The 22,737-nt window shown below is 37.9% G+C and carries 25 protein-coding genes; 20 read left to right on the top strand and 5 right to left on the bottom strand.

The window, feature by feature from the left end; all coding sequences use genetic code 11:
- Positions 1-65: 65 nt before the first annotated feature.
- Both VZF35_RS07670 and VZF35_RS07665 read right to left on the bottom strand, forming a co-directional pair.
- Positions 66-377: a hypothetical protein gene (locus VZF35_RS07670; RefSeq protein WP_407312475.1), complete on the bottom strand. Its 312-nt coding sequence runs from the start codon at positions 375-377 to the stop codon at positions 66-68.
- Between the two features lie 173 nt (positions 378-550).
- Positions 551-1,111, bottom strand: coding sequence for a phospholipase D family protein (locus tag VZF35_RS07665; RefSeq protein WP_407312473.1), 561 nt, complete (start codon positions 1,109-1,111; stop codon positions 551-553).
- 560 nt (positions 1,112-1,671) lie between these two features.
- Between VZF35_RS07665 and VZF35_RS07660 the strand changes: the two genes are divergently transcribed.
- From VZF35_RS07660 to VZF35_RS07605, 12 genes are all read left to right on the top strand, one after another.
- Positions 1,672-2,574, top strand: a complete 903-nt coding sequence (locus VZF35_RS07660) for a hypothetical protein (RefSeq protein WP_407312471.1) — start codon at positions 1,672-1,674, stop codon at positions 2,572-2,574.
- Positions 2,575-3,032: 458 nt separating this feature from the next.
- Entirely contained in the window at positions 3,033-3,824 is a 792-nt protein-coding gene (locus VZF35_RS07655; protein WP_407312469.1) for a hypothetical protein, read from the top strand.
- An 80-nt stretch (positions 3,825-3,904) separates the two neighbouring features.
- On the top strand, positions 3,905-4,249 hold the full coding sequence (locus VZF35_RS07650; RefSeq protein ID WP_407312467.1) for a transposase: 345 nt from the start codon (positions 3,905-3,907) through the stop codon (positions 4,247-4,249).
- 759 nt (positions 4,250-5,008) lie between these two features.
- Complete coding sequence (locus VZF35_RS07645) at positions 5,009-5,923, top strand: polyprenyl synthetase family protein (RefSeq protein WP_407312465.1); 915 nt, start codon at positions 5,009-5,011, stop codon at positions 5,921-5,923.
- 110 nt (positions 5,924-6,033) lie between these two features.
- Positions 6,034-6,195, top strand: coding sequence for a competence pheromone ComX (gene comX, locus VZF35_RS07640; protein WP_407312463.1), 162 nt, complete (start codon positions 6,034-6,036; stop codon positions 6,193-6,195).
- Between the two features lie 212 nt (positions 6,196-6,407).
- Positions 6,408-8,603, top strand: coding sequence for a sensor histidine kinase (locus VZF35_RS07635; protein WP_407312461.1), 2,196 nt, complete (start codon positions 6,408-6,410; stop codon positions 8,601-8,603).
- 15 nt (positions 8,604-8,618) lie between these two features.
- Positions 8,619-9,278 (top strand): response regulator, encoded by a 660-nt coding sequence (locus VZF35_RS07630; protein ID WP_407312459.1) that lies wholly within the window; start codon positions 8,619-8,621, stop codon positions 9,276-9,278.
- Between the two features lie 523 nt (positions 9,279-9,801).
- On the top strand, positions 9,802-10,245 hold the full coding sequence (locus VZF35_RS07625) for a hypothetical protein (protein WP_407312457.1): 444 nt from the start codon (positions 9,802-9,804) through the stop codon (positions 10,243-10,245).
- Between the two features lie 2 nt (positions 10,246-10,247).
- A complete protein-coding gene (locus VZF35_RS07620; protein WP_407312455.1) occupies positions 10,248-10,619 on the top strand; it encodes a hypothetical protein in 372 nt (123 codons plus the stop codon).
- A gap of 415 nt (positions 10,620-11,034) precedes the next feature.
- Complete coding sequence (locus VZF35_RS07615) at positions 11,035-11,382, top strand: hypothetical protein (RefSeq protein ID WP_407312453.1); 348 nt, start codon at positions 11,035-11,037, stop codon at positions 11,380-11,382.
- A 47-nt stretch (positions 11,383-11,429) separates the two neighbouring features.
- Positions 11,430-12,224: a transposase gene (locus VZF35_RS07610; protein ID WP_407312451.1), complete on the top strand. Its 795-nt coding sequence runs from the start codon at positions 11,430-11,432 to the stop codon at positions 12,222-12,224.
- 145 nt (positions 12,225-12,369) lie between these two features.
- A complete protein-coding gene (locus tag VZF35_RS07605; RefSeq protein WP_407312449.1) occupies positions 12,370-12,882 on the top strand; it encodes a permease in 513 nt (170 codons plus the stop codon).
- A gap of 125 nt (positions 12,883-13,007) precedes the next feature.
- On the opposite strand, the gene VZF35_RS07600 is transcribed toward VZF35_RS07605, so the two are convergent.
- The gene (locus VZF35_RS07600) at positions 13,008-13,475 is read right to left on the bottom strand and encodes a ferritin-like domain-containing protein (RefSeq protein ID WP_407312447.1); all 468 of its coding nucleotides are present in this window, start codon (positions 13,473-13,475) and stop codon (positions 13,008-13,010) included.
- Positions 13,476-13,991: 516 nt separating this feature from the next.
- Complete coding sequence (locus tag VZF35_RS07595) at positions 13,992-14,234, bottom strand: DUF2249 domain-containing protein (protein ID WP_407312445.1); 243 nt, start codon at positions 14,232-14,234, stop codon at positions 13,992-13,994.
- A 341-nt stretch (positions 14,235-14,575) separates the two neighbouring features.
- On the opposite strand from VZF35_RS07595, the gene VZF35_RS07590 reads away from it, so the two are divergent.
- The 5 genes from VZF35_RS07590 (at position 14,576) to VZF35_RS07570 (ending at position 18,522) form a co-directional block, all read left to right on the top strand.
- Positions 14,576-15,478, top strand: coding sequence for a PhzF family isomerase (locus VZF35_RS07590; RefSeq protein WP_407312443.1), 903 nt, complete (start codon positions 14,576-14,578; stop codon positions 15,476-15,478).
- A 345-nt stretch (positions 15,479-15,823) separates the two neighbouring features.
- Entirely contained in the window at positions 15,824-16,174 is a 351-nt protein-coding gene (locus VZF35_RS07585) for a hypothetical protein (RefSeq protein WP_407312441.1), read from the top strand.
- A gap of 203 nt (positions 16,175-16,377) precedes the next feature.
- On the top strand, positions 16,378-16,716 hold the full coding sequence (locus VZF35_RS07580; RefSeq protein ID WP_407312439.1) for a hypothetical protein: 339 nt from the start codon (positions 16,378-16,380) through the stop codon (positions 16,714-16,716).
- Between the two features lie 64 nt (positions 16,717-16,780).
- On the top strand, positions 16,781-18,007 hold the full coding sequence (locus tag VZF35_RS07575) for an anion transporter (RefSeq protein ID WP_407312437.1): 1,227 nt from the start codon (positions 16,781-16,783) through the stop codon (positions 18,005-18,007).
- A gap of 368 nt (positions 18,008-18,375) precedes the next feature.
- Positions 18,376-18,522, top strand: coding sequence for a hypothetical protein (locus tag VZF35_RS07570; RefSeq protein ID WP_407312435.1), 147 nt, complete (start codon positions 18,376-18,378; stop codon positions 18,520-18,522).
- A gap of 58 nt (positions 18,523-18,580) precedes the next feature.
- Here VZF35_RS07570 and VZF35_RS07565 read toward each other — a convergent pair whose 3' ends face one another.
- Positions 18,581-19,207 carry a TetR/AcrR family transcriptional regulator gene (locus VZF35_RS07565; protein ID WP_407314522.1) on the bottom strand — a complete coding sequence of 209 codons (627 nt, stop codon included), beginning with the start codon at positions 19,205-19,207 and terminating at the stop codon, positions 18,581-18,583.
- A 154-nt stretch (positions 19,208-19,361) separates the two neighbouring features.
- Between VZF35_RS07565 and VZF35_RS07560 the strand changes: the two genes are divergently transcribed.
- From VZF35_RS07560 to VZF35_RS07550, 3 genes are all read left to right on the top strand, one after another.
- Positions 19,362-20,606 carry a macrolide family glycosyltransferase gene (locus VZF35_RS07560; RefSeq protein WP_407312433.1) on the top strand — a complete coding sequence of 415 codons (1,245 nt, stop codon included), beginning with the start codon at positions 19,362-19,364 and terminating at the stop codon, positions 20,604-20,606.
- A gap of 306 nt (positions 20,607-20,912) precedes the next feature.
- A complete protein-coding gene (locus tag VZF35_RS07555; protein WP_407312431.1) occupies positions 20,913-21,068 on the top strand; it encodes a hypothetical protein in 156 nt (51 codons plus the stop codon).
- A 668-nt stretch (positions 21,069-21,736) separates the two neighbouring features.
- Positions 21,737-22,675, top strand: coding sequence for a DUF2935 domain-containing protein (locus VZF35_RS07550; protein ID WP_407312429.1), 939 nt, complete (start codon positions 21,737-21,739; stop codon positions 22,673-22,675).
- Positions 22,676-22,737: the final 62 nt, after the last annotated feature.

Below are 22,737 nucleotides of genomic sequence, written 5' to 3'. Positions count from 1 at the left end.
GGTTATCCGCATATTTAGTTCTATAACTGACTTTTCGATCTGCCTTACCGAATCGGGCTCACAGCTTAATTACTGATACCTTTTTTAATTGATATGTCAAAACTATTAGAATTACGAATATCCTTTAGGTGCTTATTATATTTTAGAACCTTGATGAGAGTATCGATTATAAACCAAATCAGTGCAGGAATTAACGGCAATAACGGTAAAGGCCACAAAGGAGTTACACATGATACAAGGCAAACCGCCACGGATATCATTGACTTTTTATTATAGCCTCCAGTAAACTCTCGCCACCCTTGAGTGTATTCTTTTGAAAACATTGAATGCCCGTTCGCTTTGGAACTTGTAGAGTTAGCGCCATTTTTTCCGCCCATGAGTTCACACCCTTTTCATTCAGATAATCGATAGACTTTCCACACTTTAATGTTTTTTCCTGCTATGCGACAGGATTAATGGTTTTTCGACTTAGATACAAAATGGAGAGGGGATCATCCTATAAGTGAAATTGCCTCCCGGCTTAAACTAAAAGCTGAGGACAATTATGGATCTATTTTACATCAGTATAATTCTTCGTATCATCCCACATCTGTTGAAACTCATCGGCCCACTTCGAGGTAATAGCCGGATCGTGGATCACAACTAGAACTTCATCGTTCTCGGTAGAAGCGTTTTGAGTGTAGTTATAGGATCCGGTAGTAACCGTGACTTTATCTATGATCGAAATCTTGAGATGCATCAAGCCCGGATGTGTGTTTTCCTTTATAGGGATACCAGCGTTTTTGAGTAGTATCAATTCCGCTGCTTGAGTTTTTGATTTAGCTTCTATGTGGTCAGTGATAATTCGTACATTCACTCCGCGCTTCTTGGCAGCTATGATGGATTCCACGATGTCCTTTTTCGTTAAGCTATAAATAGCGATATCGAGGGCTGACTTAGCTGTATTGATCTGGGATTCGAGAGCTTGCTCGGGGTGTTGAAGTGCTTTGGTGAAGAAATACTCAACTTGGGGGCTGGATGAAGATTGAGCGTTGGTTATTGGCGTAGAGGCGGAGCAACCAGCGAGGACAAGTGAGACAGTAAGTATTAAGGGTATTATAATTCTTTTCATATGATTCCTCCTCAATGTTCCCTTATCAACCAGTATACAATAGCCACTGGGAAAAAGACCACAAGCCAAAAGATAAACCAAAACCTATTTAACTTTGACTCAAAAATAAGAAGAATTGGACTGCTGTTGAAGCTAAAGTAGTAGGAGATTCTAAACGTGATCGGACAAAAACAAGACTCTGGTCATCCGATCATGCGGGCGTGTATGCAAAATTACTATTAAATATAAATAATTGCTAAATATGTTTTTTGTCCCGTGGACAAGGCACGTTGAGACGGTAATAGTGCTATATCGGGGTTGAGTGAAAGCCTTGGTATGAGCGGGTTTATGGGAGCGATTATCTTTTTATAGTGACAGGCGTATGGAGAACTACATTTGCTAGGTCGTCTTAAATTATGGCGATCTAGCTTTTTTGTATTTTCTTGGATTATTTCCGCGATCTTGGGAGGAAATGCAAAAAAGATGTGGAAAGAGTAAAAGTGAATTACTGAGGATTTCGATACCCCATACTCTTGAATCGAAAGTTTTTAGTAAACTATTTTTTTAGGAAGGTGACATGAGTGAACGGACAACTATCAGCAGTCGCAATTCAGGCATTGCAGGAAGCTTTATCAGTAATTTATTGGTTCAAACGTGATTTGAAAAGGTTCCTGCGAAATTGTATTGCCGATGAATCAGTGATAGCGGCAATAGACTGGGATAATTATTATAAGAGACAGATTGCGGCAGAAGTAGTTGATATTCTATGCTCGGAACAGGCCAAATACCTAGGTGACATTCAAAAACTGATGCACGAAGTGTGTAAAATGACAAATTTTAGTCATCTTGAGCAATTAGAGGATGGAAAACGTAAGGCTCAGGAAGCAAAAATGGCTGTCCAAGCCCTTAAAGATATTGTACATGAAAATAATAAGCAGATTGAAGAAGCAAAAGAGGTTTCAACGAAGCGTAGAGCGACTATGGAAAGAATAGCGGCAACTAAAGCCATGTCAGATAAGCTTGACGCAATTAAGAATGATTATTTTGCTCTAGTAACCTCCCAAGAACACCAAAAAAGGGGATTTAAGCTGGAAAAGGTTATGTATGATTTATTTAACCTTTTCGATCTTGACCCTAAGGCGTCTTTTAAAAACGTCGGTGAACAAATTGATGGTGCATTCTCACTTGAAGGAACGGATTACCTGTTTGAGGCCAAGTGGCAAAACCATTTAACCGATATTTCCGATTTAGATGCTTTTGGCAGTAAGGTCAAACGGAAGCTTGATAATACATTAGGTTTATTCCTGTCTATTATCGGTTTTTCGCCTGACGGGGTTAAAGCTCATTCAATAGGACGTAGTTCAATATTGTTGATGGATGGAATTGATCTTATGTCTGTATTGGAAGGTCAAATAGATTTTGTTTCTCTTATTGTTCGGAAACGCCGCCATGCTGCCCAAACTGGTGAGATATTTTATCGGTAAACTAAGAGACGGTTGTTGAATAGCGTACTCTTATTTCATCCTTCCACCAACATCTTGCTACCCTCGCAATAAACAATCTTTAGTCGCCTTTTTGCCGTATTCCGGACACTTCCCCGATAGCAAATCACGCGCCGGTTGCCCCTCGCATGGTCAAGAAGAAATAACCGCCTTTATAAAGCCAAGCCAGCGCAAGTACCGAGTATTGCGTGTGGGGTCAGCGGAGGTGGCACTTCTACCCGGAGGAGCCTTGGGGAGCTGGTTGAGTGATGGGGTACGAATGTTTGTAAATTATCATTGGTGACAGTATAGTAGAGAGGCAGCAATTTAGCCTCTGTCATAGTCAAACCATTGATTTCACAGGTATTTTTACCGATTACAAAAGTGCATCAAATTCGGAGATTTTCAAGCTTCTGTCAGACCTCCCTTTCTGCTAAAATCAGTGGGGAAGAGAGGCTAAGATGAGAAATAACTACTTTGAAAAATTGGTAAGGTATATGAAGAATGTCTACCACGTTGATTGTGGTTTGAATAAACTGTCTGACGGAAGAGTTAACCCCACCTATTGCACAGGTCAAGTAATTCTGCCTGTGCTTTTTGGCTTTTTGCTTAGGATAAGAAGCTTTAATGAACTGAATTTGATGATAAAGAATCATGAATTTAGTAAACTATTTCCCGAAGGAACAAAGCTGCCGCAGATTGATGCAATCAGAGATACACTTAAAGTAATTGATATAGACGGACTAAAACAAATCAATCAACACATCATAAAAAAGTCTGCTGAAAATAAGGTTTTTGATAACGGAACAATTGATGGTTATACTGTGGTCGCTATCGATGGCACAAAATTCTTCGGGAGTAATAAGAAAAGTTGTCCAGAATGCTTGAAGAATACCAAAGGTGAAATGACTCATTGTTTTCATAGTGGCGCTGTCATGTCAACAGTAGGGATGGGTCCCAAATTGGTTATTGGCTTTGAGATGTACAAGCCCGGACAAGATGCTGTTGCAAAGGATGAAGGGGAGTTGAGCGTAGGGAAAAGGCTGATTTCAAGCGCTGTGAAGTCATATAGAAAATTGATGGATGTTGTAGTTTATGATGCTCTCGCCTGTAATTCCGTTTGGATTAACCACTGTAGAAATCTTGGTATTGATGCAATTGTCAGGGCAAAAAACAATAATAATAATAGTTTGCGGTTAGTAAAAAGAGGACAAATAAGTCGGAGGCAGTTGATGTTTGGGAAGATGAAATAGGATTTGAGAAAGTTGAAGTTTACCAGTCAACATTCTCAATGGACAACGTAGAGCAACCGTTACGATTTGTGAAATTTGCAATGAAACATAAGGACAAGAAGCGCACACAGATTATGATCGTGACAACTTGTATGGATATGGCGCTGAAAACATTGTTTAAAATAATAAGAGCACGCTGGAATATTGAGAATTCGATTTTCAATAACTTGAAACGTGAATGTAGCTTAGAGCATTGCTTTGTGCATGGAGGGAAGGCCGTAGAAGCAGTGCTCTATTTGATCTTTATTGCATCGAATATCATGCAGCTATTCTTGGTAAAGCGACTGAGAAACCATTTCACAACTCAACGAGAAATGGTAAGGCTTTTATTGAAAGGACTATATCTGATGAAGTATAGATCTGAATTGGTTTTTAGCAGCTCATAGAAATTGTGCAATTGAATAAGAGTCTAAAATTATGGGGTAGGGGAAGGTGTATCCTTTTTTAGCTAGAACTAAGCAAATGGGAACCTAAAACACAAAATATTTGAGATTTACACTAAAAGCCTGCAAAATTAATATAGAGGCTAAATTGCTGTAACAGGAGTGGTAACACCAGATAACGGAACAACTTATTTATTAAACGCATCATTGAGTCCAGGCCAATCCTATTCGATCGCGGTCATTAAGAACGGTTATGACTTCGGGTTACCGAAAACTTTCACTGTCCCTATGTAATCGAATTTGAACCCATCGGTAGAACGCATACATAAACATAATGTTTTATGTATGTGTTTTCTATCGAGCCGTTTTGGCAACTCCAGGCACGTTGAGACCGTGACTTGTCTTAGAAAACAGACACTCTAAACCAGCCTGTGGTGCGGGCTGTAGGGTTTAGAATATTCGGAATTAAAAACAGGCGCAATGTTTTCTATCTACGCACACGGGAACATCTCGCCTGTTTTATTTTACAAAATATAGTGGTGTAGGTAATAAGTTGTTGTCGTAGTTTATAATTCGACCACTTATGACACGTTTTATATGAATAATATGTGATAATAGAAAATGAATGTAAGGATATAGTAGGTCGTGTTAAAAATAGCCAAATCGTTAAAAGGCTGTCAAAACTAATCGGATATTTATCCCTTGTAATACAGCTTTCGCTTGGTTATTTTCACCTTTTGCGGGAATTAGGAGGTAGCTTTTTTGCAAGATAATTGGGCCATGATAGAACAAGTGATGTTACAGTTAATACATGACTATTTCCCAATTCAAGAACTTGAAAAGTATATGTCAGAATTCGTTAGATACAAAATGGAAGGTCACTTTCCTTTCGGTCAGCTTGTTATTTTGCATTATCAGATGTTTGATGGTCAGTCAACAGATATTTTTCGAGCTGCAGCTGCGGTGGAGCTAATGATTCTTTCACTGGATATATTTGATGATTTGCAGGATAATGACAATTTTTCAGTACCCTGGAATAATATTGATCATGCAATAGTTATGAACATAGCTACGGGTCTATTAATGCTAAGTACAAAAAGTCTAGAACATACTTCATTTGAACTAAATAAAAAAGCAATGGCGACCAATTACCTCAATTCGTGTGTAATAAAAGCAATTAATGGACAACATATTGATCTTGTGAATTTGATTGAATCCGAGAAGGATTATATTGAAATGGTAAGATCAAAGTCAGGCTCTCTCATGGCTTCTGCATGTCTCGTAGGAACGGCTTTAGCAAGTGAAAATCATCATGATGTAGTGAACAAATATGCAGAGCATTTAGGAATTATCGCTCAAATTAAAAACGACGTTAATGATATCTGTCGATTGGACCCCAAAAATGATCTTCTTAATAAAAGAAAAACTCTCCCTACTTTGTATTTACTAAATCTTCAACAACCCCAGTATCAGTTTGTCAGGGACTATTTTGACAGTAAGACTATGAAAAAAGCATTACTAAACGATCGTGTAGAACTTGAAGAGATAATTAGGAAATCAGGTGTTCTTGAATATGCTCGAATCATTATTAGGATAAATCAGCTTCAGGCGATTGAACTGATAGATAAAATGAGTGTCCAAAAAGAATGGAAAAATAAATTATTACACTACTTTTAAATAGTTGCGGTTTACCACAAAAAAGTTACGGAAAGCTGCATTATATTTACGGTGTTAAAAGGTAAATTTTGTGTTATTATTTGGATAAATTTATAAAGGGGGAAAAGGTATTGTTACAAAAAGTCGTTGAATATCTAGTACAAAATCCTGATGAAAAAGAAAAATTAATTGAGGGTAAACTAAACTTAATCGGCTTAACGAAAATTGAACAAAAGGCTGTCCTCGATGTTCTCCAAAGTCCAGATGTTTTCTCACCATTATTGTATTGGTAAAGAAAAGAAGATTCACGATGAGTCAGGATAGCTCCTGGCTCTTTTTTAGGAAGGGATTTTACATGGGAGACTTAAAAAAGGTTTTCGCGTTCTCAGCTTCTGCAATTATGATACTATTTTTGCTATACTACTTACTGTCGGTAATAATCAATATCCCATATATTGGCATAAGCGTCGAAAAGAATCCATCAGGTATATGGCAGATAACTAATATGGATGACTTAGGATGGGCGGAACAACAAGGCATCAAAACTGGAGATACTGTTTCATTAATTGACGAAATCCAACCAAGTAATTATCCAACAATCTTACAATATGATGCTATTGAACGAGCAAAAACATTAGTTATAAGTAAAAACCATGAATCTATGGTATATAAAGTGACCAACAATATGACTCCTAAGCAAGTTCAGTATGATATAGTAATGCCATTATTTTTGTTTGGTATATTGTCATCATTTTCCTTTTTCTTGTATCTTAAAAAAGGAAATGATATATCCGCACGTATACTAATTCTTTTTTTCCTTACTATTGGATTAAGTTATATTAGTGCTGGAGCATCCTCAAGGATGGATATTCCGGGAATAGCGATTAATAGGATTACATTCTCATTAATACCCCTTTTATTTGTGGAATTTTTAATTGCTTACTTTAAAAGATATGGATTTATTTTATATAATAGAAGATATTTGTATATATTTTACATAGGTAATGGGTTACTTTTTAGTGTTAACTTGTTGTTTCAAATCTTTGGACTATATTTATTAGATATTAGGTATTGTTTCCTTGTTAACTTTATAATAGAGACGTTCCTTTGTTTTTACATCTTAGCAACCCGTTATATTCGTTATAGGAATACTATACATGGATCGATTTTTACTATCATTATTGTCGGTGTAATACTTGCGTTTTTCCCATTCATCTTTTTAGTTGGTTTCCCAAGCATAGTTTTTGGTGTGGAACTTATACCCGGAGCTTTAGGCGCAGCTTTTTTAGTCTTTATTCCTATTGTATTTTTCTATTTAATCACTGCAAACAGTCTGTTCGATATTGACTTTATCATTAACCGGATACGTTATTATTGTATTATAAGCCTCATACCGACTTCAGGTTACCTTTGGTTCTTATTCTATCTTGCCAAGGGATTTACGTTCGCCCAGAGAGTTCGGGTTGGTCTTGTAACTTATATTGGAATTATAGCCTTTCTTTATGCCAAAGAAGAACTTGATTTGAGCCTTCGTTCTAAACTATTTAGAGAAAAATTTAACTTTCAAGCGAGTTTAAATCGGTTTTCTCAGAATATTACTAAAGTAATGAAGATATCCGATTTAGAAGAACAATTAATAGCGGAAGTAAGAGAAGTTTTATCCGTCAAATCTATTTCCTTATTAGAACTGGATTTAACGGACTCGGACTACTCATTATTAATAAAAACAGGAACTCAGGATGTGCCGGAACTAACTATCCTTGACTGGTTAAAAAACAATGTCAACTTAATTTTGGTAGGAGATTTGATAGATATAGACAATGGGGTCTTACTAACAGTGAGTCAAGAGAAGAACAAATATCACCTTCTATGGATTAGGGGGAAAATAAATAGAACTCATTATAACCAAGACGAAAGGGTATGGCTTAAAACCATCTCTTTTTATGTTAGCGTTGTTTATGAAAACCTACACATGATTGAGGGTTTAATCGATAAATTAGAGGAGGCGGTCAGCCAAAAAGACACTGCACGTCCTTGGGTTTCCCGCCTTCTCTTTAACTTATCGGAAAAGGAAAGACGCCGACTTGCCTCAGACCTGCACGATTCTGTACTTCAAGAGCAAATATTGTGGTATCGCAAACTACAAATAATATCGTCGGATGATCGATTACCTCAAGATCTAAGGGTAGAATTAAATAAGATTGCCGAAGGGCTGCTCGATGTAACCCATGAAATTCGGATCACTTGCAATGATCTATTTCCGCCTTTATTAAATGAGTCTGGGCTTGTAGAAGCAATAAGGAACTTAATCGCTGATGCTCAGTTGCGAACGGATTATGTTGTGAATTTCAATGCCACAGATTTTAGTTTGGATTTAGATTATGAACATATATTGTCTATTTATCGAATTATACAAGAGCTCCTGGCAAATGCAGCAAAACATTCAAAAGCAACAGAAATTAATATTACATTAGATAATAGTAATGGTCTATTAGCATTAAATTACCAAGATAACGGTATTGGCATGGATCTCCAATCCATGGAATTTACATCTAATCATATGGGCTTATCTGGAATCAAAGAGCGAGTTTCAAGCCTTGGAGGCGAAACACGTTTATATTCAACTTTAGGTGAAGGGTTTGAAGTTTCAATAGGGTTGGATCTTGATGCGAATTCCGTGGTAACAGAAAAAGTGATTTAGAAAGGAAAGATAAAGATGATTCACATATTATTAGTCGATGATCATCCTTCTGTTGGTGAAGGTACCAAAAGCATGATTGAACAAGAAGAAGATATGAAAGTAACGATTGTCACTTCAAGTTCGGAAGCCCTAGAGGTATTGAAAAGTCAGACTTTTGATGTGCTGATGTTTGATTTGAACTTGCCAGAAATCAATGGATTAGAATTAACTCGTAGAGTCATTGAAATTGATTCGAATACGCCCATAATAATTTATACAGGATATGAGATTACACCTTACTTTAATATATTGGTAGAAGCACAAGCCTCAGGATTTATCAGTAAGACTGCTTCCAGAGAGCAACTTGTCACTGCGGTTCGATGTGCTTTGCGTGGTGAAACGGTTATCCCCGTATCCCTTTTACGTCAGCTAAGGCGTCAAGATGTACGGATTAAGGCAACGGGAAATAATGAAATCCTAAAAGGAGTATCATTCGATGAGAAGGAGCTATCGATTCTTAAAGAAGTTGCCAGAGGTAAGGGCAATAAGGAAATTGCGGAGTATTTGTTAATAAGTCAGCGTGCTGTTGAATATAATTTAACTCGGATTTTTGAGAAATTGAATGTTCGCTCGAGATCAGAAGCAATATTTGAAGCTAAACAACTTGGGGTTATTCCAAATGAGGACTTCATATAGATAACGTAAAAATATTCAAGAGCCGCGAGGCTCTTTTTAAGTGCAAGCGCTTATAAATTCGATTGCGGTTTACCGCAAAAATAATTGTGGTATCCCGCAACATTTTTTCGGTGCAAAAAAATTGGGGTTATAGTAAAGTAATTATTAGATATAAGGTTTAATATCCCAAATGAGGTCTAAATTGGTGGTGATCTATTTGCATAAACATCCAAAAAAGTTTAATTTAGAAAATGATATGTGAAATCTTTTATCTTCTTAAATACCTCTATATAGTAGAGGACTACTATTGTATTTAAATGCTACCGCATTTAAATTAAGACGCCCTCAGATCATCTATACCGGCAAAGTAACAAATGATCTGGAGGCGTTCGCCCCTACACAAAATAGTAGGTCTTTATATTGTAAACCTACTTTGGGATGTTTGTGAAGGGAGATTCGCATGGTGGGAGGTGTAATGAGATATATAAGCTATATAAACATATAACTTGAAAGAAGTTTAATTTGAAAGGTCGTGTAATGATAAATGAATAAAAAGAGTATTCTAAAATGGGTTACAACAGGTGTATTGGGTGTAGGAGTATTAACTTCAGTTATGCTATTTGGGAATATTAATCATGCTAATTCTGAAACTATTCATTCATCTAGGGAAATTGATATTAAAGATTTAGCTGTCAAAAATTTTAATATTGACACAACAAAAGTTAAACAATTTTATAGGAGCGATTTACATGATGATAGTAATGTTGTGTCTAAAGAAGTAAAAAATAAAGCGTTGGTTGCTTTTACAGAACTAATTCAAGATGGAGGTTTCAAAGTAGGTGATTATACCCCAATTTATTTCTTGGAAGGTAACAATCTTTCAATAGCAATCAAGCATGCTGATGGCTCTATGACAATGACGGAATTTAACATATCAGAAAACGGAGTACCTTCTAAAATTCATGAAAGTTCTAAGGAGGCAAAATGATTATGAGAGGTAAAAAAATTACTTTAATTCTATTGACATTAAGCCTAATATGTGCACTTGCGATTCCTGTGTATGCGACTGTCTGGCAAAATGAGGCGTTCACCAACACTGGCACATATATAGGGGGATATTCAACTATAAGTTTAAGTTTTAATGCCACTAAACTTTATGAATATGGTAACCTTTACGAAAATGATCAATGTGTAGACGCTAAAGTTGACGACGATCAAAATAATCTAACTTATGCACAAGCTAATGTAGGTATTAATAATCCATCAGGCAATCAAAATTGGTATATTGAAGGAATAGGTGTCGTTTGGCAGGGAAATGTATATAATGCCTACTCTGGAACTACAGATGTTATATCGAAGTAATATAAATTTCAGTGATTTAAAATGTCCATACTCTAATAATTACCTGAGCTAGTAATCCAGCGAAAACGCGAGAAAAACGAAGTTTGTTATTTTTGTAAATAGCCCGTTTTTAGAAACAGGGTGTGAAATAAAAAGGGGCTGTCTCAAAATGATATCTACGACATCACGAAGAGGCAGCCCCTCTTCAATATTTGGGGGAAAATGAATAAAGAGTGTGAAATCAAAAGGAAGTACTCCTGATTTCACACAGCACTTTAGCCCCAACCACAGTCAAACTATTGAATTCACTGGTATTTTTACCGATTACAAAAGTGTATCAAATTCGGAGTTTTTTGAGCTTTTGTCAGACCTTTCCTTCTGCTAAAATCAGAAGGAGAGAGAGGATAAAATGCGAAAAAATTACTTTATAAAATTTGTGAGATATATGAAGAATGTATACCACGTTGATCATGGATTGAATAAACTGTCTGACGGAAGAGTTAACCCCACTTATAGAACAGGCCAAGTTATTCTACCTGTGCTTTTTGGTTTTCTGCTTAGGATAAAAAGCTTTAATGAGCTAAATTTTATAATTAGGAATAATGAGTTTAGTAAACTGTTTTCCCGAGGAACAAAGATGCCTCAGATTGATGCGATCAGAGATACACTTAAAGTCATGGATATCGACGGACTAAAACAAATCAATCAACACATAGTAAAAACGGCAGTTGAGAATAAGACTTTTGAAAACGGAACCATTGACGGATATAGGTGGCCGCTATAGATGGAACAAAATTCTTCGGAAGCAATAAGAAAAGCTGTTCAGAATGCTTGAAAAATACCGAAGGTAAGACCACTCATTGTTTCCATAGTGGCGCTGTCATGTCTACGGTAGGGATGGGCCCCAAATTGGTTATTGGCTTTGAGATGTACAAGCCCGGAAAAGATGCTGTTGCAAAGGATGAAGGGGAGTTGAGCGTTGGGAAAAGGCTGATTTCAAGCGTTGTGAAGAGTCATAGAAAATTGATTGACGTTGTAGTTTATGATGCCCTAGCTTGTAATTCCATCTGGATTAACCACTGCAAAAATCTTGGTATTGATGCAATTGTCCGAGCAAAGAACAATAATAACAACAGTTTGCGGTCAGCAAAAAAGAGGGTAAATAAGTCGGAGGCAGTTGATATTTGGGAAGATGAAAAAGGATTTGAGAAAGTAGAAGTTTACGAGTCAACTTTTACAATGGACAACGTAGATCAGCCGTTACGGTATGTGAAATTTGCCATTAAACATACTAACCAGCAACGTACACAGATTATGATGGTAACGACTAGTATGGATATGGCGGTTAAGACATTGTTTAAAATAATAAGAGCACGTTGGGATATTGAGAACTCGATTTTCAATAACTTGAAACGTGAATGTGGCTTAGAGCACTGCTTTGTGCATGGAGGGAAGGCAGTAGAGGCGGTGCTTTATTTGATATTTATAGCATCTAATATCATGCAATTGTTTTTATTAAGACGACTGAGGAACCATTCTACAACTCAACGAGAAATGGTGAGACTTTTATTGAAAGGACTATATCTGCTGAAGTATCGAGCTGAATTGGTTTTTAGCAGCTCGTAGAAATTAGCCAATTTAATAAGGAACTATAACTTTGGGGTGGGGGAAGGTATATCCCTTTTTAAGGAAAATTAGCTAAATGGGAGGATAATTCGTAAAGAAATTGAATTATGCAATTAGAGGCTACACGATTCATACATAGGCTAAATTGCTGGCCATAGTGGGAGTTAACATAATTCTGCTGATGGTGAGGCCGGAATTGGGATTAAAGGCATTTAAGATGACTGAAAGCAATTCAATAGAAATCCTGATGAATATTCCGGCCATATTTGTTTTACTTGGTCTCCTCGATACCTGGACAAAGAAAGAAACGATGATAAGGGTCCTAGGAGAAAAGTCTGGACTATTGGGAATTGCCGTAGTCTTCCTCCTGGGTTCTGTTGCTGCGGGACCAATGTATGCGACCTTTCCCATCGCCGGAACGCTGATGAATAAGGGGGCTAGGTTTTTTAACATAATAGTTTTCGTTGGAGCCTGGTCCACCACAAAGTTACCTATGTTGTTCTTTGAGGCATCTGCGATGGGTTGGCGATTTATGCTTACAAGATTCGTTATAGATATACCTGTAATATTGCTGATTGCTTTTATTACTGAAAAGATGGTTCATGGGGACGAGAAGGAATTGATATATGCAGATGTTAGTGAAATAGCCAACTCTTAGTCCAATGAACGGGAACTGTTTAGACGAACTGGGCCAGGGAAGTCTCGTAATCTGCGAGTGAGTAAACATGGCAAATGTGTCGTTAATACATCATATACTTGCTGGAGCGTTTTGGGCGTTTCGTTCTAATTGGCTGTGGTCTGGTTTTGAGTTTTATTCAGTTTGTCTTCGAGCCATAAATGTTGTAATTGAGCTTCTAATTGATTTACAGCAGTTATCTCCGCAATGAACTGATACATATTGTCATTTTCCCGTTCTAACTTTGAAATGAAATCTGAATAACCTTGATGTGATTTCTGTTCAATAAAATCATAAACCTTTAAAACCTCTCGGTCACCTGTTACCTGAAAACTAACACCAAATAACTTACCGAGTATATCGCCACTTTCCACAATGAGAGAAGGTTTTTCACCTAGATTTCTAATAACGCTCTGTATTCTATTAATGTGCTCCATTTCTAGTTCCATAAATCTTCTAAAAGTTCTGCGCATATCCTTATCCTGGTAGGTACCATAATTTTCGTACATACCTAAGTGACCATGTTCTAGCGTCAAAATCTTATTAAGTTCTGTAATAAGTTGCTTATCATCCATTTCTATTACCTTTCTCCTATTGGGGATTGGGTATAGTCTTTTCCAAGCAATAATTATTATTCTCTTTATCAATGTAGAATGTTAAATTGGTTCGTAGTATTTCCAGCATCTCCTATCTACCCCGCTATATTCCAACGAGGGCGAACGTAGGCTAATGGCCTTGCGATCCTCGCCAACGAGCCGTACTCGATACATATCTTGGCGAACCACGCCGGGGAAATGATTATCTTAAAGAAACCTTGGGGTATGTTCGGGGAAGAAGTTCTAAACAAAGAATGTAAGTCAAGGATGGGGGGCTTCTAATACTTTGAATATGGATATGAAAAAGCTTAAAGCCGCATTAACAATATTAATATTTGGTTATTTTGTTTATAGAATTGCAAGAGGCTATTAAGCACCCCAATAGCCTACTATTATAATTCCCCCCGCTTTCCAAAAGAAGGTCCCTTTCGAAGGTTGGTGGGCGGTTGGGAATGAAAGTATATTACCGTCGAGAGCGTTGGAGTGGCTTGAATTTTATTTTATTCTAGTTACTACAGCTCGCCAAACCTCAGGACCTTCCTCTAAATATGACCATTCATACTGCTCAGGGAAATCTAAAGGGAACTTGTATGCAAAAATAGGGTGAAAATCGTGATCGTTAAGAAGTTCCATTTTTTCACCAAGATTTAAAGATTCAAAAGTTTTATGTACCGTTGGATATTTATCTTTATGGGGTACAATTTCTCGTATATCAACCCTTCCTGAAAATCCTGACATACATATAACCTCCTTGTAATCATTAAAGAATGTTAATGTATATTGTGAAGAAGAAAAGGCCTATTTATTCGATTATCTAAATCAATCTGTCATGTATTTTTGCTTAACGTTTTAATAGAGCACCCCTTCAACACTACCTAAAGCTGCTTATTAATTCCTTACTCATCGTCGAAGGAAAATCACCACGCCGGGAGCGTTGGGGCGTAACGGTGAGGTTGTACATGTCGGGAAACATGAATGGCCTTTAATTTTGAATGGACTATTTTGACGGATCATTAGCAAGCTGCGTCGATATTATAGCAATACCGCATCTGTGATAGGGAAAGAGGAGGGAAAACTGGTTGAGAACTATAAAGATTTATCAAGTCGATTCATTTACTACGGAGAAATTCAAGGGTAACCCGGCAGGTGTAGTCTTAAACGCAGATGGACTTTCCGAGCAAGAAATGAAGCAAATTGCCAGAGAACTGAACAATTCGGAAACAGCATTTATTCTTTCGCCAGATGGTGAAGATCATGATGTTAGGCTTAGATACTTTACACCCAATGCGGAAGTCCCGGTTTGTGGGCATGCTACTATTGCAGCTCATTATGTACGTGCTTTGGAACTACAACTGGATTCTTCAACTATTACTCATAAAATTAAAATCGGAATTTTACCCGTCGAAATAATTAGTGATGGGAACGATTATTCAATAGTAATGACTCAAGGTGGTATAGAATTTTTCCCACCACTTGCAATGCATGAAAAAGATCAAATAATTAAAGCTTTGGGTTTATACGAAGATGAATTAGACCAACGATGCCCGATTCAAATTGTTTCTACTGGACATTCTAAAGTCATGATTGGAATTAAAACAAGGGATAAATTGAATTCGTTGACTCCGAGCATGCTTGCTCTGGCCCAAATAAGTAAAACGATAAACTGCAATGGATATTTTGTTTTTACAATGGATTCAGGGGAAAGCGAAATTTTAACCCATGGGAGAATGTTTGCGCCAGCTATTGGCATTAATGAGGATCCGGTAACCGGCAATGCCAATGGTCCACTTGGGGCATATTTAGTCGAACATGGTTTGGTTGAACAAAATGGTTCTATATACTCGTTCAAAGCAGAACAAGGATATGCTATAGGCCGGAGTGGCATTGTTGAAGTGACTGTTAAATTAAATAATGGTAAACCGGTGCAAGTTAAAGTTGGTGGAAAAGCTGTTATTGTGTTTAAGACCGAAATTAGAATTTAAATACATTAATTAAACCATTCAAACAAATCACCACGCCGGTTGCGCCTTGCTAAGCTCAAGAAGAAATAACCGCCTTGATAAAGGCTAGCCAGTAGTCAAGTACTGAGTAGAATGGGGAACTATTAAAGCCTTACTATTGCTATAGCATCGGAATTACGAATATTGAGCACTGACATTTAATTAAGGTACCAACTGCCAGATCATTGGATGATTTGGTTCTTTGCTTCTTTATAAGCTCTCTGGAAAAAGAGGAATCTAAGGAATAATGTGGAATAGGGCAATTGTCAGTGAATCTAGACGGGTAAAATAAGTTAATAATTAACTTGGTACAAGGAGATGATTCATTTGTCGGTGGGTGAAGCTTTTAGACAAATGAATATGGAGGGTATTAGAGGGATTTGTATAATTGCTCTTGGAGTTCTAATTATGGCAATTATACAGAAATTTAAACCTAAATTTTCAATGACTTATAATGGTAAACCTTCCTATATAAAAGCCAATTATATTTCTAAGTTACTTACATCAGCTACTTTGTTTATAGGTGTTCTCTACTCATATTATTTTACAGACTTAAGTAAACCATCAATGTTTTATATTTACGTTTATGGTTTTGGAGTTCTTGTATATCACGTATCTAGATGGGGTTTGACAAAAGTGTTTGATAATAATAATGAAGATAAACAGGAAACACCGTAATCCTTGCGTGGTGTAATAGTAACAAGTGCTGCGAAGCGTAGACAGGAAGATAGGAGACCGGAATAACGTGAATTGGATAATTAGCCCCGAAATTATCATGCAGGGAGCGTTGTGGGTAATTGTGTGATTTTACTGGAGATATAACACCCTAATAGCCTCATTATGTGTTTGTGGATGAAATAAGTTAAAGAGGTGGAGGAGCTTTGGCTGATACCGGATTTTTAATTAATTTTATTGTCAATGAGGCCACAAAGGATGATGTTCAGAGTTTAGTTCGGATGAGACTTTTACTCCAACAACATATGGAAGTGGTTAATCCACAAATCTTAAAACACAATAAAAAGCGGGAAAATGATTTACCCAACTTTTATGCCGATTTAATTGATGACCCAAAGTCTCTGGTACTTGTAGCATTGGATAATAATAATGGTCGAAACGCAATGTTTCGAATTGAATGGTTGTTAGAACTGTTGGCATCAGTATTTATAGAAGAACAAAACTGTTTTTTGATGAATCGGAGGGATTTTAGGAAAACATGTTGAATTTTAATATTAGTCGATAAACGGGTCAAAGATAGTACGTTACAGAGAAAGTTGTGATTAGATTTTGCTTATTTCAGCTCTAATACTATTGCTTTGTTTGATTGTTTTTGCTCTTGGTAAAAGTCCGGTATTTAGAGTTGATCGCGCTGGTGCAGCAATTATTGGTGCATCCCTTACTATTGGTACAGGAGTAATCAGCTTCGATCAAGCAGTCCAGGCAATAGATTATCGGACAATAGTTCTCTTGTTTTCAATGATGATAATGGTATCATACCTAAACTTATCAGGATTCTTCCATATGGCCGGGAACTATTTTTTAAATCATTTGCGTACCAAAAAGCAATTGTTGATTATGGTGATTATCACAACGGGTATTTTATCCGCCTTTTTTATAAATGACATTGTTTGTTTGCTTTTTACCCCAATTGTTATCATGATCTGTCGGCAGACCAAATTAAATCCTGTTCCTTATCTACTTGGGGTAGCTACCGCTTCGAATATTGGAAGCGCGGCTACATTGATTGGAAATCCGCAGAATATCTTGATTGGCAGCCTCTCCCGAATCCATTTTAACTGGTATATGGCAGTAGCCGTGCCGCTAACGGTAGTCGGGCTGTCACTTATTTATTTTACTATTGTTTGGGTGTACCCCATGGAACTAAACGGTCCGCTTCCGGAGACACAACTTTTGATCGGTGTTGTACATCTGTACTTGGTTAAGAAGGGTTTAGTCGTTGTATTTCTGGTCTTAATAGGATTCTTAGCTGGATTCGATCCAACTATTGTGGCTAGCTTGGGCGCTTCTTTCCTACTGATGACTCGGCGGATTAAACCTAATAAGTTGTATGCTGGAATTGATTTTAATCTTTTAGTGATTTTTATCGGTTTATTCGTAATAATCGGTGGGGTGGAACTGAGTGGACTGCTCAGACTCCTTATTAATGTGACATGGATAAAAAATATCCAAAGCCTACCTGTATTTTCGATTTTGACTGTGGTGCTTTCTAATATAATAAGTAATGTTCCGGCTGTAATGCTGTTGAAATTCTTAATCCCCGTGGGAAACGGAGTGATCTGGTGGACTAGCATGGCCATTTTTAGTACGTTAGCTGGTAATCTTACCTTAACTGGTTCAATAGCAAATTTGATTGTAGTGGAACTTGCAAAAAAGCAGAATGTCGAAATTGGTTTTTCAACTTATATTAAAATTGGGCTTCCTTTAACTGTAAGTATGGTATCGATTGCACTTGTATATTTTGAAATGTTGATAAGGGTTTTTCATGTATTTTAAAAAGGGTATCAAGCTAGATTTTACCCCATAGTGAAAAAGTAAATCCCTCGGTTTCGGTTTGTCGTAAAGGAATTAAGGTCAAATCTATTTTGCGTTTGAGTGGTTTTGTTGACATATTTCAGATACCTCATCGACAGTAAATCACCTGCCATGAGCGTTGGGGGCGTAGTGGGAGCAGGGACGAACACCAATACTAGCAATTATCCGGACAACTTTACGAGGCAACAACCAGTCACTTCATCGATAGCAAATCACCCGCCGGTTGCGCCTTGCTAGGTTCAAGAAGAACATGCAGTTTGAAATAACCGTCTTGATAAAGCCTAGCTAGCAGTCAAGTACTGAGTCTTGCGTGGTGCGGGGGGATTCGGGTGGCGGTGTTAGGTCGTAGGACGGTGGACTTTCTTACCGTAAAGCGTTGGGGAATGTTGGAAGCGGGAAATGAAAAGTATGCGATACCGGAGCATATCAAAATAATGCTCCGGTTTTACTTTTTTGACTATTTGTGCAGGAAATAAAGGATATAGTAGATTAAAGTAATTATCTTTAAAGCCGCAATTAGAAGACCAAGACATATTAATAGAATAAAAATTTATAGATAGCATCTATCCCAGTTTTAATAATTCGTTCTTTATCAATATTGTTTTGGCCAAAGACCACTCGGTCTACTATTGATGTGGCAAAATCAAATGCTAGAGTAGCGGCTGCCTCGATATCTTCAACTTGAATATCTTCTTTATGCAGAAAAATATAATCCAGGGTAGCTTGACGTGATTCTTCTCTTTGTTTATCCAGTATGGCTGCTACCTGCGGGTTGACATAATACAAAACATTTAATTCCCTAATTAATTCTTTTGAAGCTTCGTGAGCTTTTATAAAAGAGTCAATCAAGAGGCGAAACCATACTTTCTTATCCTCTTTAAAAATATCCGCCTGAGCCAATACTTCTTCTTTTATCGTGATAAATTGTTGGTTGTAAAGCTCTAGTATCTCCAGCAAAATCGTGTCTTTGTCCTTGTAATAGGAATAGAGACTTCCGATGGAAACCTCGGCTTGCTTGGCAATTTCATTGGTCGTTGTATTGTAATATCCTTTTTTACAAAATAAAGAAAAAGCAACTTCGAGGATTTTTTCTTTGGTATTTATGCTTCTTAATTGTTTAGGTTTGCGTACTCTTTTATTGATATTACTGACTTTATCCATTTTCAATCCAACACCTTCCATTATAATTTTATTATCCGTAATAAATTAAGTCAATAAAATTATGAGTATTTGCTCATATTATTATTGACAGACCTTGCTTTCTTGAATATAATGTGAGCAAATACTCATATTAATTTCGGGGAAGGTGACGATTATGGCACGCGTTCTACTGATCAATGCAGGCGCTGAGGGGCATATCAACCCAACACTCGGTGTGGTACAAGAACTTATTGGTCGTCATGAAGAGGTGGTATACGTAGCGACAGAGCAATTTCGTGATCGTATCGAAAGGATAGGCGCAAAGGTGATCACGTATGATGCCGATAAATTTTTAAAGACATTCCTTGCCGGAGGACGCAATCCCTGGGCTCGTGCAGGTGGACTTCTGCGTACCGCCGACGTGGTCATTCCCAGTGTTTTGAAGCAAACTAAAGGAGAACGATTTGATTATATCATTCATGACTCCATGTTCGGCTGTGGGTATCTGCTTGCACAAATATTGGGTCTGCCGGCCGTCAACTCGTGTGCGAGTTTTGCAATGCAAAAAAACAGCTTTGACAATAGGCAAGACCGTCGTTCACTCCAATTTCCAGCAGATGTGAATGAACTAGCACAACAGGAGTTTCAACAGTCGGTAAGGCAGGTGCAAGAGAAATACAATGTGCAGATCGGCTCCGCCTATGAGGTTTTCTGCAATCCAGCGCCATTGACCATCGTCTATACGTCGAAGCACTTTCAACCAGGTGGAGAAAGCTTCGATGAATCGTACAAATTTGTAGGACCGTCTGTTGTTCCGCGTTCCAACGACGAATTTGACTGGTCTCATGTAGATACAGATAACCTGATTTACATCTCACTCGGTACCGTGTTCAATCAAGTCGTTGATTTTTACAAGCTCTGCTTTGAGGCGTTTGCGAACACGAAGTACACGGTCATGCTAACCGTCGGAAGGCAAACCCGGATTGCGGAATTGGGAGACATTCCCGAGAATTTCATGGTTCGGAATTACATGCCTCAGCTCGAAGTGCTGCAGCACGCCAGACTATTTATCACACACGGTGGTATGAATAGTACAAGCGAAGGGCTTTATTATGGCGTTCCGCTGATTGTGCTTCCGCAAAGTGCCGACCAGCCCATTATTGCACGACGTGTGGCTGAGGTCGGCGCCGGCATCCAACTGAATCATGAAGGACTAACGGCGGGAAATTTTATAGAGACGGCGGAACGCGTGCTCAAGGATGCGTCATTCCGAAAGTCGTGCGAGGAAATCGGAAATTCGTTCCGAGCCTCAGGAGGATATCATCGGGCCGTCGAGGAAATCTTCGCGTATAAACGAAGTCTCGGCATCGAGGGATGGACCGGATCGCGTAGTAAGGATAGCTCAATAACCCACCTCTGAAAAGGAGGGTTATTGAGCTATAGTTTCGAAGATACGCAGCACGACAACAAACTTGCTTCTGATGCGGAAATGTATTTTAGACTCGCAATATTCTTATATTGTGCATCCTTAACCTGAGGGAGGTCGAGTCCAAATCTATCTTATGCCCCTGAATAGATGTAAGCGTAAAATAAAGGGGCTGTCTTACTGCGACAGCCCCTTTTGTTTATTCGCATATTTAGTTCTATGAGTGAAATAACATTGGGTCTTTTTGAAATACTAGGAACGCTGCCATTCAAGCATTCAACACCTCGTGAGTATTGCCTGATGCAGACTGCGTCAAGTTTTGTTTTACGAGACTCCGAACAATCCGATCACCATGAGGGCAACGGACACGAACTGAATTACAGCGCGAAATCTATTCCTGGTCTGCAGCTTCCGGCGCCACTCCCTCAGCCCGGCCTTATCGCTGCTTTCAAGTGAATTATAAATCTTTTTGTAAGTGGGTAAGATGATGGGCTTGCTGACAAACGTCGAGGCAGCAACAGAGACGATAGCGCCTGCTGTGAACCACCACCAATAAACGTAAATTTAAGGAGGGCAGTCTATTAAACAAGTCAGACTGTCAGCTTTATGCAGGGTATTGACTGGACATTCTTGAGATGTGATTAAAAGAGCAATCCGATATCCGGTTGCCTGGAATTAGAAAAAATGAAGCAAGTGACTTTTGCTCACCAGCTTCATTTTTTTAGACCCTAGATAATTTCGTGGATGTTTCTTGTGATCCGGGGACGTTGGCACGGGATCTGGGGATACTGCAGAGCGAGAGATATCGGGTGGCTGAGTTGTAGTCGGTGGATATGTTTCCGTGGACGGAATGCTGTGCAGAGTAAAATGCATAAGCAGTTTAAAAAAAGAGACGGCAAAATGACGTGGTAGATTTGCCTTCCTATTCATCGTCCGACACAGGACAGTAGTAGAAACAATCTATCACCTTTTTGGTGATGGCCTTTATTATCTCTGTTTTTTCAAAATAACGACAATATAAATCTATACTATAGCTAATATACATGGAGGAAATTTTTCTCGATAATTTAATTAGTCATACAACAAAACGTTTTAGCATAAGAGCCAATGAAGGAGGGATTCACATGAATTCACTTTTATCCCCGAGAGATTTTGTTCGGGAATCACTGGAACTACACCTCTTTTTCGGACGAATTATGAAAGAACATTCAATATTTCTCGAAGCTGGTTTTGTAGCAAAAGATGCTGCATACGCGCAACAGGCAGAAATGTTTAAGTGTCAATTTGCTGTAGTTTTACAGGAGGCAGTAGTTCTTGCTAACGGGGTTGTCAGTATGGAAACATTAAATTCGGGGGAATCGATAACTGATAAAACTTTACGAGCAGAACAAATTACTCAGGAACTTTCCGGTATTAATATTGAATCAGCAATAACTACAGAAGAACTCAGACTGACCCCGAATGCAGGGATAGATCAACCACAACTTGAAGCTCAAGTAACTGCCTTAAACCAGAAGGCTATTGATTTAACTAAAGCCTTAGTACTATTTAAGACCAAGATACTCGAAGGGATGCTACAACTAAAATTGTTCACTTTCAATTTTCCTTTATTAATAATTCATATCCGGAGAGAAGCACTTTTTTACATTCAACATTTGGAACGATTGCAAAGGCGTATGGTCGTTGATTTTGTTCAAGAAGCTAACGAAGAAGAAAAGTTTTGGAACAGGCAAATGGCTGAGCACGCAAAGTTTATTAGTCATTTATTAGATCCAACTGAATCCGATTTAATTGTTAAAGCGAATAATTTTGCGGTACAGTTTGATAGGCTTGAGCTTTTAACACAGGGTGGGGAAGAGGGTACTAAAACTCTTGGGCAGTTAACACAGGAAACTATCATGTCAACCCGCGCCTTCAGGGATTTTAAAGCAGCCGGTACAGAAGGGTTACTAACATGTAAAATAAAATCGATAATCATTCCACTCTTAGCAGATCACGTGTTAAGAGAAGCTAATCATTACTTAAGAATATTAAACAGATCAAAACGGGATTTGCAGTTATAACATAATGTAACTCTTAAGATGAGTAATTTTAGCGGGGAAGAATTGAATGGAGAATCGATCCT

Origin of the sequence: Desulfosporosinus paludis, from assembly GCF_045689965.1 — a bacterium.
GTDB lineage: Bacteria > Bacillota > Desulfitobacteriia > Desulfitobacteriales > Desulfitobacteriaceae > Desulfosporosinus > Desulfosporosinus paludis.
The sequence above is the reverse complement of the archived record's forward strand: the minus strand, read 5'-3'. Positions and strand labels throughout refer to the sequence as shown.

Bases quoted from the DNA above. Each gene is read 5' to 3' on its own strand.
- VZF35_RS07670 (WP_407312475.1), bottom strand. From the start codon at position 377: ATGGGCGGAAAAAATGGCGCTAACTCTACAAGTTCCAAAGCGAACGGG.
- VZF35_RS07665 (WP_407312473.1), bottom strand. From the start codon at position 1,111: ATGAAAAGAATTATAATACCCTTAATACTTACTGTCTCACTTGTCCTC.
- VZF35_RS07655 (WP_407312469.1), top strand. From the start codon at position 3,033: ATGAGAAATAACTACTTTGAAAAATTGGTAAGGTATATGAAGAATGTC.
- VZF35_RS07650 (WP_407312467.1), top strand. From the start codon at position 3,905: ATGAAACATAAGGACAAGAAGCGCACACAGATTATGATCGTGACAACT.
- VZF35_RS07635 (WP_407312461.1), top strand. From the start codon at position 6,408: ATGGATGACTTAGGATGGGCGGAACAACAAGGCATCAAAACTGGAGAT.
- VZF35_RS07630 (WP_407312459.1), top strand. From the start codon at position 8,619: ATGATTCACATATTATTAGTCGATGATCATCCTTCTGTTGGTGAAGGT.
- VZF35_RS07625 (WP_407312457.1), top strand. From the start codon at position 9,802: ATGAATAAAAAGAGTATTCTAAAATGGGTTACAACAGGTGTATTGGGT.
- VZF35_RS07620 (WP_407312455.1), top strand. From the start codon at position 10,248: ATGAGAGGTAAAAAAATTACTTTAATTCTATTGACATTAAGCCTAATA.
- VZF35_RS07600 (WP_407312447.1), bottom strand. From the start codon at position 13,475: ATGGATGATAAGCAACTTATTACAGAACTTAATAAGATTTTGACGCTA.
- VZF35_RS07595 (WP_407312445.1), bottom strand. From the start codon at position 14,234: ATGTCAGGATTTTCAGGAAGGGTTGATATACGAGAAATTGTACCCCAT.
- VZF35_RS07565 (WP_407314522.1), bottom strand. From the start codon at position 19,207: ATGGATAAAGTCAGTAATATCAATAAAAGAGTACGCAAACCTAAACAA.
- VZF35_RS07560 (WP_407312433.1), top strand. From the start codon at position 19,362: ATGGCACGCGTTCTACTGATCAATGCAGGCGCTGAGGGGCATATCAAC.
- VZF35_RS07555 (WP_407312431.1), top strand. From the start codon at position 20,913: ATGCAGACTGCGTCAAGTTTTGTTTTACGAGACTCCGAACAATCCGAT.
- VZF35_RS07550 (WP_407312429.1), top strand. From the start codon at position 21,737: ATGAATTCACTTTTATCCCCGAGAGATTTTGTTCGGGAATCACTGGAA.